The following is a 14,875-nucleotide window of genomic DNA, read 5'->3' on the forward strand; positions in this document are numbered from 1 at the left end:
GCGCGGCTCGCTCGCCTCGGCGAAGTAGTCGCCGTCGAATCCCGCGAGCGCGATGTCGCCCGGCACCGTGAGGCCGCGCTCGCGCAGCGCCGTCAGGGCGCCCGCCGCCATCTGGTCGTTGGAGGCGAAGACCGCGTCGATAGGCCGCCCGGAGTGGAGCAGGCGGCGCATCGCGGTCGCGCCGTCCTCGGGCGAGTAGTCGCCGTACTCGACGAGCGAGTCGTCGAGCCCCGCGGCGGTGACGGCCGAGCGCCAGCCCGACAGGCGGTCGATCGCGGCGGGCATGTCCTGGCGGCTCGCGATCATCGCGGGGGCCGTGCGGCCGAGGCCCAGGAGGTGCTCGGTGACCGTGCGCGCCGCTCCGGTGTTGTCGACGTCGACGAAGTAGCTGCCGCCCTCCTCCGTCAGCGGCCGCCCGCCGAAGACCACGGGGAGCGAGACGCCGAGCTGCGCGTAGGAGTGGTCGCCGCTGTGGTGCGAGACGACGAGCGCGCCGTCGACGTTGCCGCCGAGCAGGTAGCGCCGCGTCTTCTCGGGCGCCGCCTCGGACGCGATCACGATGGTGAGCGTGTACTCGGTGCCGGCGAAGGCCATCGCGGCGCCCTGCACGACCGAGGCGAGGAACGGATCCGCGAACACCTTCGCCGCCGACTCCGGCACCACGAGCGCGACGGTCTGCGTGCGGCGGCTGGCGAGGGAGCGCGCGGCGCGGTTGGGCACGTAGCCGAGCTGCTCGATCGCGGCGAGCACGGCCGTCCGGGCGCCGTCCTTCACGCGCGGGGAGTCGTTGACGACCCGGCTGACCGTCGCGCGGGAGACTCCGGCCAGCGCGGCGACGGCTTCGAGGGTCGGGGCGGCCGAGGCGGTGTCGTGGGTCATGCGGGCCTTCCTCGCGGGTGCCTCCGAGGCTAGCCGAGCGCCGGAGGAGCGGGCCCGTGGAGGGCGTCCTCGGCGCGAAGGGGCGCGGATCGCGGCCATTCGGGGGTGATGCGGGGCGGCGGACCGGGCCGGCGGAGCGAGTCCGCGGCCTGAGAGGGCGCGGATCGCGAGCGTGCGGGGTGGCGTGGCTGACGGCGGCATCGGGAGCGCGCCCTCGGCGATGGCCGACACGACCGGCGCGCAGCGATCGATCGCCCGCCGCCGGCGGCAGGCCGCCCTCGTGACCGTCAGCGCCCGCGGCGGAAGCGCGCGAGGAGACTCCGGAGCCGCTCGGCCTGCCGGTCGGTGAAGTCGTTCGACAGCCGGAACGCCTCGCTCGTCGGATCCGCCCCGTTCGCGACATCGCGGATGGCGCGCAGCGCCTGCTCCGACGGCGTCGGCCCGTCCCCCGGACGCGGCTGCCCGTCCCCCGGACGCGGCTGCCCGTCCCCCGGACGCGGCTGCGCCGGCCCGCTCGAGGGGTCCTCGTCGCGCGGGTCCTTCGGCTCCATGTCGCCTCCTCCGCGCCAGCCTAGGCGGCGGGAGGTCGGGCCAGGAGGTCTCGGGCGGAGCGTGATCGGCGGGATCCTGCGCGGCAGCGGTCGGGATGAGCCGAGCACGACGACCGGCCGAGCCACGAACCCGCCGGCCGCTCAGTGCACTGCCCGATTCCTCACCGCACCCCCCGACCCCCGGACCCGGAGCACCAGGCCCCGGGCCCGAGGCCCCCGTCCCGCGGTCCGATGTCCCCCGACCCGGTCCCGCGGGAGTCTCCGGGCGTCAGCCCTTCACCGCTCCGCTCATGATGCCCGCGATGAGCTGGCGTCCGGCGAGCAGGAACAGCACCAGCAGCGGGATCACCGAGAGCACGGCGCCGGCCAGCACGATCGAGTAGTCGACGTAATAGCCCGACTGCAGCTGCGCGAGCGCCGTCTGCAGCGTCGGATTCGTGGGGCTGAGGACGATCAGCGGCCAGAGGAAGTCGGTCCAGGCCATCATGAACGTGAAGAGCCCGAGGATCGCCATCGCCGGTCGCGCCGCCGGGACGGCGACGGTGAGGAACGTCCGGAACTGGTTCGCTCCGTCCACGCGCGCCGCCTCGATCAGCTCGTCCGGGATCACGTCGACCAGGTACTGCCGCATGAAGAACACGCCGAACGCGGTGACCAGCGTCGGCACGATCACGGCGCCGAGCGAGCCCGTCCAGCCGAGCTGCCGCATCAGGATGAACAGCGGGATGATGCCCAGCTGCGTCGGGATCGCCATGGTCGCGACCACTCCGATCATCAGGCCGTCGCGCCCGCGGAACCGCAGCTTCGCGAAGGCGTAGCCGGCGAGCGTCGAGAACGACACGACCGAGAGCGTGATGATCCCCGAGACGATGACGCTGTTCAGCAGCGCCGTCCAGAACGGGATCGCGGTCAGCACCTGCGAGGCGTTGGCGAGGAAGTTGCCGCCCGGGACGAGCGGCAGGGTCTCGCTGCGGGTCGCGTTCGAGCCGCTCGCCACGACGAACGACCACCACAGCGGGTAGGTCGAGCCGAGGATGAAGGCGCTCAGCAGTCCGTAGGTGAGGAAGCCGGGCCGGTCGACGCGGCCGGCGCGGACGCGGCGCACCGGGAAGGCGGCGGAGGTGGCGGGGGCGGTCATCGCTCGCTCTCGTTCTGGCCGAGGCCGGTGGTGGTGAGCAGGGGGTCCGCGGCGGCGATCTCGTCCGCGGTCGCGGGGCGGGCGGAGCGCCGCTTCGAACGCTGCGAGATCCGGTTCTCGACGGAGGCGATCCGCCGCGAGATCGCGAAGTTCAGCAGGCCGATCAGCACGATCAGAAGGAACAGCAGCCACGCGATCGCGGCCGCCTCGCCGAAGTTCTGGCGGAAGAACGCCATCTCCCAGAGGTAGAGGACGGTGGTCTGGAACTGCCGGTCCGAGCCGCCGATGCCGCCCGCGTTCGACACGTCGAACAGGCGCGGCTCCGCGAAGATCTGCAGGCCGCCGATGGTGGCGGTGATGATCACGAAGATCAGGGTCGGCCGGATGCTGGGGATCGTGATCGAGCGGAAGCGGCGGAACGCGTTCGCCCCGTCGATCGCGGCCGACTCGTGCAGCTCGCGCGGCACGGCCTGCATGGCGGCGAGGAGGATGAGGGCGTTGTAGCCGGTCCAGCGCCAGTTGACCATCGTCGCGATCGCGACGTGGCTGGCGAGGCGGTCGTTCCTCCACTCGATCGGGCTGATGCCCACCAGGCCGATCAGATTGTTGATCAGGCCCTCCTGGTCGCTGAAGACGCTCGAGAAGATCAGCGCGACCGCGACCGGCGAGACGATGTACGGCAGCAGGATGCTCATCCGCCAGAAGGTGCTGGCCCGCAGCGCCTGGTCGAGGGCGGCCGCGAGCAGCAGCGCGACGGCGAGCTGCGGGATCGTGGAGAGCAGGAAGATGCTCAGCGTGTTGACGATCGAGTTCCAGAAGAAGCGGTCGCCGAGCACGGCCGCGAAGTTCGCGAACCCGACGAAGTCGCCCTGGCCCTGGAGCAGCTGCCAGTCGTAGAGCGACACGACGAGCGTGTAGACCAGCGGGAACGCTCCGGTGAGCGCGAAGAGCAGGAAGAACGGCGAGATGTAGAGGTAGGGCGAGGCCTTCACGTCGAAGCGGCTCGCGCGCTGGCGGAAGGTCAGCGGGAGTCGGGGCGCCGGGCGCCGCTTCCCCGCGGGGGGCGTCGCCGTGGCCGGCGGGGTGAGTGTGCTCGTCATGGCGCTCTCTTCGAGGTCGAGTCGGAGTCGGAGGGGATGCGGCGGGGCCGGAGTCTCTCGTGCGGTGGGGCCGGCCGGGAGGAGTCGCGGGCGGCGGGGCCGGAGAGGCCTCGGCCGGCGGGCGGCAGCGTTTCTCCCGTGCGGCGAGGTGGCCCGGGATGCGGGCGGCCCGGCCGCACGGGGACCGGGAGGTCCGGTGGCGGCCGGACCTCCCGGATCGGGTGGGCGTCGTCCCGGAGGGGTCAGCCCCCGGGCGTCGGCCCGACCGGATCAGTCGACGAGCTCGCCGAGGAGCTGGAGCGCCTCGTTCCAGCCCTCCTTGCCGTCGATCTCGCCGCGGTCGACCTTCTGCAGGACCGGTCCGAAGACGTTCTCCTGGATCAGCGAGTCGTCCGGGCCCTTGTACTGGGCGACGACGCCCTCGGCGCGCTGCGCGAGGATCGCGCCGGTCGGGGAGTCGTTCATGCCGGGGTCGGGAGCGGCCGCGGAGGCGAGCTCCCTCTGCGCGTCGAGGGTGCTCGGGAACGGTCCGGCCGCCTCGAACGCCTTCAGCTGCTGCTCCGGCTCACTGAGCCACGACGCCAGCGCGGCGGCCTCGGCGGGGTGCTTCGACTGGGTCGGAACCGAGAGGAACGAGCCGCCCCAGTTGGCGGGGCCGCCGGGGAAGACGTCGGCGAAGTCCCAGCCGGTGGCATCGGCGTTCCCGCCGCCGGCCTCGACGTTGCTCTTCAGCGTGCCGAACATCCAGCCCGGGCAGACGAAGGTGGCGAAGGTCTGGTCGGTGAACGACTTGCCCTTGTTCCAGTCCCACGCCTTCTGCGCGGCCGAGAGGCCGGAGGCAGTGGCGTCGGTCAGCTGACCCCAGCGCTCCTCGAGCTCCGGGTTGCCCTCGACGTTCAGCTCGCCCTCGGAGGTGTAGTACCCCTCGGGCAGCTGGTTGACCATGGCGTTCCAGACGAATCCGGAGTGGTCGAACCACGCCTTGCCGGTGGCGTCGTGGTACTTCTGGCCGGCGGCGAAGTAGTCGTCCCAAGTCGCGTCCGGCCCGCCGAGCATCTCGGCGACGGCGGCGCGGTCGGTGGGCATGCCCGCTGCCTCGAAGGCGGCGGTGTTGTAGCAGAGGCCCTCGGGTCCGATGTCGGTGCCGTAGCCGATGACGCGTCCCTCGGGGTCGGTCGCCTGCTCGTACTTCCAGTCGACCCAGTCGGCCTTGCGGTCCTCGATGCCGTGGTCGCGCAGGTCGACGAACTGGTCCGAGACCTCCATGACGGAGCCGAGCCAGCCCTCCTCGATGGCGACGACGTCGGCGAGTCCGGACCCGGCGGCGAGCTTGGTGAACGCGTCGGTCCGCGCGTTGCCGCCGGTGTCGATGTTGTTCGGGACGATGGTGATCCCCGGGTTGGCGTCCTCGTACTCGCCGTAGAGCTCGTCGAAGCCCATGGCGTTGAACGTGGTGACGGTCAGCTCGATCTCGCCGCCCTCGGAGGCGTCGGATCCCGACGAGCATCCGGTGACGATCAGGGCGAGGGCCGAGGCGCCGGCGATCGCCGCGGCGATCCTGGTGCGTCGTGAATAGGGCACGGTCACTCCTTCGTGATGGTGGTGGGGCACCCCTGCGAGCGCTCTCACGCGTGCTGTTCCGCGTATGTGAGAGCGCTCTCACGAGGTGTGCGGCGAGCTTACGCACGCCCCCGCGGAGAGGTCAAGCGTTTTCGAGAGAGCGCTCTCACCCACTTGTTGGTCCCCGCCCAGCCGCGCGCCTCCCCGCCGCCCTCGCCCCGCGAGAACGCAGAAGTCGCGGTACTCGAACGCGAGTACCGCGACTTCCGTGGACTCACCGCCCTCTGCCGATCGAGTAGCGGCTACTCGACCAGCAGGGCCGCCCTCAGCCCACCAGCACCGCGAAGCCCTGCGCGGGCAGCTGCACGGAGACGGCTCCGGACGGCGACGTCTCGCTCACGAGCGCGCCGTCCTGCGAGTAGACGCGCAGCGTGCCGGAGCCGCCCGAGACGCCGATCGCCGTGGTGCGCACGCCGTCGGTGGAGTTGCGGATCAGCTCGGTGCGGCCGCCCTCTCCTCCGACCACGAGGCGCGTCACCAGCGGGCGCACCAGCAGCGCATCGAGGCGCGTCTGACCGCTCAGCGGGCGGACCTCGACGCTCGACGAGCCGGCCGGCACAGTGCGGCGGAGCTTCTCCGGGAGCAGCGCGCCCGACGCCTCCGTCACCCCCTGCGACCCGACGGTCGAGCGGAGCAGGTCGAGCGGGCGCGTGCCCGACGTCCAGACGCTCAGCGGCGTGCGCTCCGTGCCGCGCTGCGGCTGGTCGATGACCGCCTCCACCACGCGGTCCTGCGTGGACGGGCCGATCGGGATCGACACCGCGCGGCGCGGGTCGGTCAGCGAGAGGTACGAGCCGCTCCAGCCGGCCTCCCCGGTCCAGGACGACTCCGGCGTGACGACGGTGCCGCCGCGCGCGCCCTCGGCTTCGACCAGCGTCAGCCCGTCGCGCGAAGACTCCGTCGCGACGGATCGCGCGCGGTCGGCGACGTCCGGGTGCGCGTCGAGCGCCAGCATCGCCAGCAGGCCGTGGATGGTGCTCTCGGCGCCGCTGTTGCGGTTGACGGAGCCGTCGGCCTGGACGCCGTCGAAGACGACTCCGGTGGCCGGGTCGTAGACCGGGGCGAGGCTGCGGTTCAGGCCGAAGAACCAGGCGCCCTGCACGGCCGCGAGGTCGGTGAAGGCGCTGGAGCCGGTGGCGTCGGCCAGGGCGAGCGAGTTCTGCAGGCGGGAGTCGGCTCCGTAGGCGATCTGCACGCGGTCGGTCGGAGTGGGGTTCCAGCCGTTGTCGGGGCCGCCGGCGGTGAGCAGCTCCGGAGCGAAGCGGGCGCCGTCGACGATCGCGGGCTCGAGGAGGGAGGAGTCATCGAGCGCCGCGGACGACGCGGCGAGTCCGCCGGCCATCTGCGACGACCAGGAGTGCCAGAGCGTGCGCGACTTCATCCACGGGAGGATCGCGCCGTACGGCCAGGCGGTGGTGTCCGCTTCCGTCGTCGTGGTGCGGGCGTAGGCGGCGACGCCCTCGGCGAGCTCGGCCGTGCTCGTGCGGACCGCGGAGTCGTCGGGGGCGGCCTCGAGGTAGGCGGAGAGGCCGAGCAGCGCCTCCGAGGTGGCGTCGGCCCCGTCGACGATCAGCCAGGCGGGGACCTGCACGCCGTCGGCCTGCGCGTACTCCCCGTAGCGCGTGAGCACCTCGCGGTCGACCGCCGCGACGCCGAGGCGCAGCCGCTCCTGCAGGAAGGCGGCGAACTCCGGATCCGTGTCGCGGAACGCCGCGTAGCCCTCGCCGAGCGCCCAGAGCGTGCGGGCGAGCCAGTAGCTGTCCTCGGAGTCGCTCGGATCCGGCAGCTCGACCGGCTCGGCGCTCGCATTGAGCTCCCCGTCGGTCTGCATCCAGAGCACCACGTTCCCGGCGTCGTCGCCCTCGGTGGTCTGGAAGTAGGCGAGGGCGCGGAGCGTCTCGAAGGCCTTCTCGCGGCTCTCGGTCGATCCGGTCTGCTGCCAGTGGCGGAGGTAGACGACCGCGGCGCGCGAGATGTCGTCGGTGTTGAACGCGCCCTGCTCGTAGTCGCCGGTCGCCGGATCGAGGCGGCCGCCGCCCACGCGCTCGAAGGCGCCGCCGTCGCGGGCGTCGGCGTAGGTCCACGGCATCACCAGGGTCGGCTCCTCGTCGAGCCGGTAGGTGGTGTGGCCGGGCTCGGGCACCGGAGTGGCGGTGTCGAGGAGGAAGTCGAGGTGCGCCGTGTTCGTCAGCGGCTCGGCCGCCTGCGCGGGGGTCGCGCCGAGGGCGAGGCCCCCGACGGTGAGGGCGGCGGCGGCCAGGACGGCCGCCGATCTGGTGAGCGTGTTCGTCATCGAACTCTCCTTGGGTGGGGGATGTGGGGGGCGCATCTCGATAGGCCCGCGATACGGGCTGCTCGATCAGCGGGAGGCGCCGGCGGACTCGATCAGCGGCGTCAGCCGTCCGTGCGGACGAGGCGGGCCGCGCCGATCTTCGAGTCGGCCATGCCGTAGAAGACGTAGTGCTGCCCGTCGATCTCCTCGATCGCCGTCGGGAAGACGACGTTCGGGACGATCCCGCTGCGCTCCTCCTCCGTCTCGGCCTCGAGCAGCGGCTCGGCGGTGCGCGCGATCACCCGCGACGGGTCGTCGCCGTCGAGGAGGATCGCTCCGGCCGAGTAGTTCACGTGCTGCTGCTGCGCGAAGGCGCTGTCGATCACTCCGGTCACCCCGTGGTGGATGAGCAGCCACCCCTCGGGCACGCGCAGCGGCGCGGGTCCGCCGCCGACCTTCAGCTCCTCGAACGGGAACTCCGGGCCCGCGAGGAACCGGTGCCGGGTCCAGCGCGTGAGGCTCGCCAGGTCGCGGTCGACCTCGTCCACCGGCACGTAGCTGATCCAGATGCTCTGCCGCGGGTCCTCGATCCCGGCCGGGAGGCGCACGCCCTCGCCCGGCCGCGTCTCGCCGAGGTCCCACATCGGCCGGTGCAGCACCGCGAACGAGCGGGTGCCGTCCGGGGCGGCGACGATCTCGGGGAAGAACACGCAGTCCTTGTTGTGGAACAGGCCCAGGTCGATGTCGAGCGCGTCGTCGTAGGCGAAGGTCACCGGGCCCAGGCGCCGCCAGTCGCGGAGGTCCTCGGACACGGCGAGCGCCGTCCGGGGCCCGAGCGGCCCGTAGGCGACGTACGTCATCACGTGCAGGCCGAGCGCCTCGATGAAGGTGATCCGCGGATCCTCGACGCCGGCGTTGTGCGCGCCGCGCTCGAAGCCGCGGTCGGGCGCGAGCACGACGCCCTCGCGCTCGACTCCGACGGGCACGCCGCCCTCGACGACCACGCGGGCCAGGCCCACGCGGGAGACGTTGCCGGCGGCGACCATCCGGGGCAGGAGGTACAGCTCGCCGTCGGGTCCGCGGCCGCTGCCGGGGTTGAGCACCCCCTCGGCTTCGAGGGCGTCGCCCGGGGCGGGCTCCATTACGACGCCGACGCGCTCGAGACGGTAGGGGACAGTGGTGAGGGTGGGAGACATGGTCAGCCTTTCACTCCGGATCCGAGATCGGTCGAGACGAAGTAGCGCTGGAACACGATGAACAGCACCACGACGGGCGCGGCGAGCACGACGGCTCCCGCGAGGATCGCCCCGAACGGGTTGTCGGTCGACGACGCCACGTTCGAGATGTAGTTGGCCAGGGACACGGCGAGCGGCTGCAGCGACGCGTCCTTGGTGATGAGGAACGGCCAGAGGAACTCGTTCCAGGGGCCGATGAAGGTCAGCAGCACGGCGGTCACCAGCGCGGGCCGCACCAGCGGGAGCGCGATGGTCCACAGCAGCTTCAGCTCGCCGGCGCCGTCGATCCGGGCCGCCTCGAACAGCTCCTTGGGGAGCTGCAGGAAGTACTGCCGGAAGATGATCACCGCCGTCGAGTTGATGGCGAACGGCAGGATCATCCCGAGGTGGCTGTCCGCGAGGCCGTAGTCGCGCGCGATCAGCACGTAGAGCGGGATCTGCAGCAGCTGGAACGGGATGACCTGCACCAGCAGGGCGAGCGCGAACACCGCGTTGCGCCCCCGCCACTGCAGCATCGCGAGCGCGTATCCGGCGAGGACGCCGAAGAACACCGTGCACAGCAGCACGCCGCCGGTGAAGATCCCGGAGTTGACCAGTCCGGTGAGCAGGCTGATCCGCTCGTTCACGTTGACGTAGTTGTCGAGCGTGAGGTTGCCCGGCTCCGGGATCGCTCCCGCCAACGTGGGGTCGGGATCCGTCTGCAGGGATCCGACGATCATGTAGTAGAAGGGGAAGAGGAAGACGATCGCGCCGATCGCGAGCACGACCCCGCGCAGGATCACGGCTCCGCGGCTGGAGCCGACGGGGCGCCTCCGCGGGGCTTTCTCCGGGGCGGCGGCGGGCACGGCCGAGGCGGCGCCTCCGGCACTGGACAGGGTGCTCATGAGTTCCTCTCCCCCGCGAAGCGGTTCTGCAGATAGGCGATGACCAGCACCAGCAGCACCAGGACCACGCCGATGGCCGAGGCCACGTCGGGCTGCCCCTGCTGGATCCCGAGCTGGTACATCAGCAGCACGGGCGAGGCGGACGCGCCGTTGGGGCCGCCTCCGCCGGTGAGGAGGTAGGGCTCGGTGAAGAGGTTCGCCCCGGTGACGGTCGACACCAGCAGCACCAGGAGGGTCGCGGGCCGCACGCTCGGCACGGTCACCGACCAGAACTGGCGGATGCGTCCGGCGCCGTCGGTCGAGGCCGACTCGTAGAGCTCCTTCGGCACGTTCTGCAGCGCCGCCAGGTACAGCAGGATGTAGAACCCGAGCTGCTTCCAGGTGACGTAAAGAGCGATGATCGGCATCGCGAGCTGCTCGTTGATCAGCCACGACGGGTTCGGCGCGAGCGGCCCGAGGAGGCTGTTGACCAGTCCGTTCCCGTTGAAGAGGAACAGCCACACGCCGACGACCGCGACGCTCGCCGTGACGTAGGGCACGTAGAAGCTGACGCGGAGGAACGTCCTCAGGTGCACGACCTTGTCGAGCGCCGCGGCGAGCAGGAGCGAGAGCACCACCGTCAGCGGCACGTTGATCACCAGGAAGATCCCGATGTTGCCGAAGGAGCGGATGACCTGCGGGCTCGAGAACGCCGTGACGAAGTTGTCGAGGCCGACGAACGGCCGCTCCACCTGCACGCCGGGAGCTGCGAAGAAGAAGTCGTGGAACGCGATCCAGACCGAGTAGACGACCGGGAACGCGAAGACCGCGAGCACGAAGAGGAGGTAGGGGCTGCCGAACAGCAGCCCGAGGGGCTGGGGCCCGAGGGGCTGGGGCCCGAGGACGCGGTGCAGGAGGCTCCGCTTCCCCGGCGCCCCGGCCGGCGCGGGCCGGCGGGTGAGGGTGGTCACGGCCGGGTCACTGCTGGCCGGCGAGCCCGGTGACGGTCTCGGCCGCTCCGTCGAGCGCCGTCTTCACGTCGCCCTCGCCGAAGATGACCGTCTTGCCCCACGCGTCGCGGATCGCCTGCAGCATCTGCACGGTGTTCGGTCCCGACGGCACCTCGATGGTGCGGCTCGCCTGGTCGCCGAAGCGCTGGTAGGCCGGGTTCGCCTCGAAGTAGTCGGCGTAGGTGGTCTGCAGGTCGGTGCGGAGCGGCATCTGGCCGGTGGTCTCCAGCAGCGAGCGGTCCTGCTCCTCGCTGGTCGCGAACTTCAGCACCTCCCAGGCGGTGCCCTTGTTGGCGCAGGCGGAGTAGAGGCCGACGTTCTTCGCGTCGCTGAAGGTCCAGGTGTCCTCGGCGGGCGTGCCGTCGGGGGTGGGCACCGAGACGGAGCCCCAGTTCAGGTCGTCGTAGACCGAGACCGCCCACGGGCCGACGATCGACATCGCGGCCTGGCCGTCGGCGAAGGCGTCGCCCTGGTACTGCTCGCGGCCGGCGAGGCCCTGGTCGTAGAGGCTCTTCCAGAAGTCGGCGACCTCGTAGCCCTCGTCGTCGGCGAAGGTGGCCTTGCCGTCCTCGACGAGGCTCGTCCCTCCGGTGGCCGCGGCGTAGAGCGGCATGAAGTCGAACTGGGTCTGGAAGAACTCGCTGGTGGGCGCCGGCTGGATCGCGGCGGGCGCGGCTCCCGATTCGACCAGCGTCTTCGACGTGGCGAGGAAGTCATCGTAGGTCGACAGCGACGGGTTCTCGGGGTCGAGTCCCGCCTTCGCGAAGAGGTCCTTGTTGTAGAAGATGACGACCGGGTTGCTCTTCCACGGCATCTGGAAGTACTCGCCGTCGGCGTTCTGGTACTGCTCGGCGAGGTCGCCGCTGCGGGTCTCGATGTAGTCGGCGCCGCCGTCGAAGCTCGAGAGGTCGACGAGTCCGCCCTGGCGCTCGAACTGGCCGACCGCGCTGGGGGCCGTGTTGAAGACGAGGCACGGCGCGTTGCCGGCCGTGATCGCGGCTCCGATGACCTCCTCGCTGCTCTTGCCCGCGGGTATCTCCTGCCCGGTGATCTCCTCGTCCGGGTGGTCCGCGTTCCAGGCGTCGACCATCGCCTTGCCCCACTGCACCTCCTGCTCGTTGTTCGAGTACCAGATGGTGATCGGTCCGGTGGCGGTGAGGTCGGTCGACGCTCCGCCGCCGCCGCTGCAGGCGGTGAGGGCGAGGGTCGCGAGGGAGGCGGTGGCGATCCCGGTCAGCCAGCGTCTCGTCGTCGAGGGGGCCATGGTGTTCTCCTTGTCCGGCGTGCGCGACGGTGCGCACGCGTCTTCAGTGGGTCGACAGCCGCGGAGGAGCGGTCGAGTGGCGCACCACAAGCCCGGCGGGCTCGAGGTCGACGTCGGGGGCGCTGCCGGACTCGATGAGGTCGAGCAGCGTGCGGGCGGCCTCCTCGCCCCAGCGCGCGGGGCGCGTGCGAGCCGAGGTCAGCGACGGGTAGACGTGGGCGGCGATCTCGGAGTCGTCGAAGCCCGTGATCGAGAGGTCGTCGGGGAGCCGGAGCCCGCGGGCGTGAGCGACTCCGAGGCCGGCGATGGCCATCGGGTCGTTGCCGAAGACGATCGCGGTGGGCGGGGCCGGGCTGTCGAGGAGGTGCTCCGTGGCCTCGGCGCCCTGCTGCGGGCTGAAGTCGGTAGCGATGGGGGTGGTGGGTTCGAGTCCCACCACTGTGCAGGCTTCTGTGAAGGCCTCGCGGCGGCGGGAGGAGTGGAGCAGGTGGTCCGGCCCCGCGACGTGGGCGATGCGGCGGTGGCCGAGCTCCGCCAGGTGCCGGACGGCGTCGGCGATGCCCGCGGAGTCGTCCATCACGACGGCGGGTGAGGAGGAGCCCTCCAGCCGCCCGAGCGTGACGGCCGGGATCTGCAGCTCGGCGAGCAGCGCCGGCCGGGAGTCGTCCTGCCGGAGGTCGGTGAGGAACACGCCGTCGACGCGGCGGTCGGCCGCGAGCGTGCGGTAGACGGCCTCCTCGGAGGCGCCCGGGTCGACCACGCTGAGCACCAGCACCCGGCCGCGCTCGGCGAGCACCCGCTCGACCCCCGAGATGAAGGAGGGGAAGAACGGGTCGGCCGCGATGACCGCCGGGTCGCGCGCCACCACGAGGCCCACCGCGAACGAGACGCTGGTGGAGAGGGAGCGGGCCGTGAGGCTGGGCCGGTAGCCGAGCTCGGCGGCGACGCGGAGGATCCGCTCGCGGGAGTCGGGCGAGACGCCCGGCCGGTCGTTGAGCGCGAACGAGACGAGCGCCTTGCTGACGCCGGCCTCGCGCGCGACGTCGAGGATCGTCGGTCTGCCCGCCATGGGAGCTCCTTCGCTCGTCGCCGCATCTGAACCGGTTTTGTAAACCGGTTCAGAGCACCGTAGCAGGGAGGCGGGCGGAGGAGAAGAGGGAGGTGGGTGAGGGCGTGCGCGTGCCACCTGGGGCGTGATTCCCGCCTGTCCCCGGTGCTGCGACGTGCACGTGTCGGCCGGTCGCTACCGTGACGGACACCTGTGTGTGGGCGCCCGGGATGGCCGCCGAGCGAGTGGCTCCCGGCCGCTCACGGAACGGTCGTACGGCGGAATCTGAGAGCCCTCCGCGTCCCGGCTCCGGCTCGGCTGGCTGGTGCTGGAGTGTCCCGGTGCCCGGTGACCCCGCAGGCGCTCCCCCGACCCGAGAGAGAGAACGATCATGGCCCGCCCCCACTCCGCCAGCCGCACCACGAGCGAGCAGCGCACCGAGCACGCCGAGCAGTACTCGGCCGGAGCGCGCTACGCGTCGGAGGCGTTCGGCACCTTCCTCCTGGTCGCCGGCGGCGTCGGCACCGCGGTCTTCGCCTCCGCCTTCCCCGACTCCGGCAACGCGCTCGGAGTCGGCTTCCTCGGCGTCGCCCTCGCCTTCGGCCTCACCGTGATGGCCGGCATCTACGCCGTCGGCCACATCTCCGGCGGCCACTTCAACCCCGCCGTCAGCATCGGCCTCGCCATCGCCGGCCGGACCGAGTGGAAGCACATCCCCGGCTACATCGTCAGCCAGATCCTCGGCGGGCTCATCGGAGCCGGAGTCGTCTTCCTCGTCGCCGCCGACGGCCCCGCCGGCTACCTCGCGGCCGCCCGTGAGTCCGGCTTCGCCTCGAACGGGTACGGCACCGCCTCCCCCGGCGGCTTCGGCCTCGGCGCCGTGATGCTGACCGAGATCGTCCTGACCGCCGTCTTCGTCGCCGTCATCCTCTCCGTCACCGCCAAGAGCGAATACAAGGCCGTCGCGCCGCTGGCCATCGGCTTCACGCTGACGCTCGTGCACCTGATCAGCATCCCGGTGAGCAACACGTCGGTGAACCCGGCGCGGTCGATCGCTGCCGCGGTGTTCGCGGGGCCGGATGCGCTGGGGCAGGTGTGGGTGTTCCTGGTGGCGCCGATCGTGGGTGCGGCGATTGCGGGGGTCGGGACGAAAGTGCTGAACCGGCGGAAGTAGAAGGGTGACGGCGCGCGCCGCGACGGGCTGCCTCCCTCGCAAGGGTACACCGACGCTCCCGACGCACCTCGAACGACAATCGGATGACCCGCGCTCCGTCAGCAGGGTGGCGGTGTGAGTAGAGCAATCACGATCCGGCTGAATCGGCTGATGCAACACGCGAAGGCACCGACTTGCCCCTCGGCTCACTCGAGGCGCATCCTCACCCCAGAGCGCTCGACTACGGCCTTGCTCCCCCGGCGCCACGACGCAGAGCTTGCAGCTGCTGGATCCCAGCAGCGACGGGCGCGTCGAGGTGCAGCCGAGCGCAACGGTCTATCGGACGTGCGCCCGAGGCCAAGCAACTGTGGTGCGGCTCCGCCTCAGAAACCCCCTCGCGAACCCAAAGCGAGACGTCCCGCCACGAGACGCCTTGCCGAGACAAACGTGCGCCCGAGATCCGACGAGCGCTTGGGCTTCGCCCGTGAGGCGACCGCGAGTCCCAGGAAGCTAATGTTTTCGAGCCGCCAGCACGGGGGAGAAGTTACGGTGCTGATCTTCCAACTGAGTGCCACGCGAACGGCACACCGGCATCGTTCCGGCTCGGACGGCCCCGCGGGAACATCTGACACCGGAACCGAGCGGCACAAGACGCCGACTCGATCCGCCTCCTCGACGTCGTGGCATCAGACCAAGGCGCACGGACAGCTTCCGTCCATGTGTCTCCCCGGGCAACTGCCAC

At 71.6% G+C, this 14,875-nt stretch carries 12 protein-coding genes; 1 reads left to right on the forward strand and 11 read right to left on the reverse strand.

Translation table 11 applies throughout. The features are described 5' to 3' along the window. From C5D04_RS11190 to C5D04_RS11240, 11 genes are all read right to left on the reverse strand, one after another. The coding region (locus C5D04_RS11190; protein WP_104347702.1) for a LacI family DNA-binding transcriptional regulator at positions 1-879 on the reverse strand (879 nt) is incomplete at its 3' end. A 287-nt stretch (positions 880-1,166) separates the two neighbouring features. Then, the gene (locus C5D04_RS11195) at positions 1,167-1,430 is read right to left on the reverse strand and encodes a hypothetical protein (protein ID WP_104347703.1); all 264 of its coding nucleotides are present in this window, start codon (positions 1,428-1,430) and stop codon (positions 1,167-1,169) included. A gap of 268 nt (positions 1,431-1,698) precedes the next feature. Further along, positions 1,699-2,568, reverse strand: coding sequence for a carbohydrate ABC transporter permease (locus tag C5D04_RS11200; RefSeq protein ID WP_104347704.1), 870 nt, complete (start codon positions 2,566-2,568; stop codon positions 1,699-1,701). Continuing rightward, positions 2,565-3,668: a carbohydrate ABC transporter permease gene (locus C5D04_RS11205; protein ID WP_104347705.1), complete on the reverse strand. Its 1,104-nt coding sequence runs from the start codon at positions 3,666-3,668 to the stop codon at positions 2,565-2,567. The genes C5D04_RS11200 and C5D04_RS11205 overlap by 4 nt, the downstream gene beginning before the upstream one ends. Before the next feature lie 270 nt (positions 3,669-3,938). Next, on the reverse strand, positions 3,939-5,249 hold the full coding sequence (locus C5D04_RS11210; RefSeq protein WP_104347706.1) for an ABC transporter substrate-binding protein: 1,311 nt from the start codon (positions 5,247-5,249) through the stop codon (positions 3,939-3,941). Positions 5,250-5,553: 304 nt separating this feature from the next. Further along, on the reverse strand, positions 5,554-7,581 hold the full coding sequence (locus C5D04_RS11215; protein WP_104347707.1) for a hypothetical protein: 2,028 nt from the start codon (positions 7,579-7,581) through the stop codon (positions 5,554-5,556). Positions 7,582-7,682: 101 nt separating this feature from the next. Then, positions 7,683-8,756 carry a glycosidase gene (locus C5D04_RS11220; protein ID WP_104247217.1) on the reverse strand — a complete coding sequence of 358 codons (1,074 nt, stop codon included), beginning with the start codon at positions 8,754-8,756 and terminating at the stop codon, positions 7,683-7,685. 2 nt (positions 8,757-8,758) lie between these two features. After that, entirely contained in the window at positions 8,759-9,679 is a 921-nt protein-coding gene (locus tag C5D04_RS11225) for a carbohydrate ABC transporter permease (RefSeq protein ID WP_104250209.1), read from the reverse strand. Continuing rightward, positions 9,676-10,629, reverse strand: coding sequence for a carbohydrate ABC transporter permease (locus C5D04_RS11230; RefSeq protein WP_104347708.1), 954 nt, complete (start codon positions 10,627-10,629; stop codon positions 9,676-9,678). The genes C5D04_RS11225 and C5D04_RS11230 overlap by 4 nt, the downstream gene beginning before the upstream one ends. Before the next feature lie 7 nt (positions 10,630-10,636). Then, positions 10,637-11,932 (reverse strand): extracellular solute-binding protein, encoded by a 1,296-nt coding sequence (locus C5D04_RS11235; protein WP_104223955.1) that lies wholly within the window; start codon positions 11,930-11,932, stop codon positions 10,637-10,639. A gap of 43 nt (positions 11,933-11,975) precedes the next feature. Beyond that, on the reverse strand, positions 11,976-13,001 hold the full coding sequence (locus tag C5D04_RS11240) for a LacI family DNA-binding transcriptional regulator (protein ID WP_104347709.1): 1,026 nt from the start codon (positions 12,999-13,001) through the stop codon (positions 11,976-11,978). A gap of 370 nt (positions 13,002-13,371) precedes the next feature. Here C5D04_RS11240 and aqpZ point away from each other — a divergent pair, with 370 nt between their 5' ends. Further along, entirely contained in the window at positions 13,372-14,154 is a 783-nt protein-coding gene (gene aqpZ, locus C5D04_RS11245) for an aquaporin Z (protein WP_104347710.1), read from the forward strand. Positions 14,155-14,875 lie beyond the last annotated feature (721 nt).

Source organism: Rathayibacter sp. AY1D2 (genome assembly GCF_002932695.1).
In the GTDB taxonomy this organism is placed as follows: domain Bacteria; phylum Actinomycetota; class Actinomycetes; order Actinomycetales; family Microbacteriaceae; genus Rathayibacter.

Excerpts from the sequence above, each read along its gene's own strand:
- C5D04_RS11195 (WP_104347703.1), bottom strand. The coding sequence starts at position 1,430 with ATGGAGCCGAAGGACCCGCGCGACGAGGACCCCTCGAGCGGGCCGGCG.
- C5D04_RS11200 (WP_104347704.1), bottom strand. The coding sequence starts at position 2,568 with ATGACCGCCCCCGCCACCTCCGCCGCCTTCCCGGTGCGCCGCGTCCGC.
- C5D04_RS11205 (WP_104347705.1), bottom strand. The coding sequence starts at position 3,668 with ATGACGAGCACACTCACCCCGCCGGCCACGGCGACGCCCCCCGCGGGG.
- C5D04_RS11215 (WP_104347707.1), bottom strand. The coding sequence starts at position 7,581 with ATGACGAACACGCTCACCAGATCGGCGGCCGTCCTGGCCGCCGCCGCC.
- C5D04_RS11220 (WP_104247217.1), bottom strand. The coding sequence starts at position 8,756 with ATGTCTCCCACCCTCACCACTGTCCCCTACCGTCTCGAGCGCGTCGGC.
- C5D04_RS11225 (WP_104250209.1), bottom strand. The coding sequence starts at position 9,679 with ATGAGCACCCTGTCCAGTGCCGGAGGCGCCGCCTCGGCCGTGCCCGCC.
- C5D04_RS11235 (WP_104223955.1), bottom strand. The coding sequence starts at position 11,932 with ATGGCCCCCTCGACGACGAGACGCTGGCTGACCGGGATCGCCACCGCC.
- C5D04_RS11240 (WP_104347709.1), bottom strand. The coding sequence starts at position 13,001 with ATGGCGGGCAGACCGACGATCCTCGACGTCGCGCGCGAGGCCGGCGTC.
- aqpZ (WP_104347710.1), top strand. The coding sequence starts at position 13,372 with ATGGCCCGCCCCCACTCCGCCAGCCGCACCACGAGCGAGCAGCGCACC.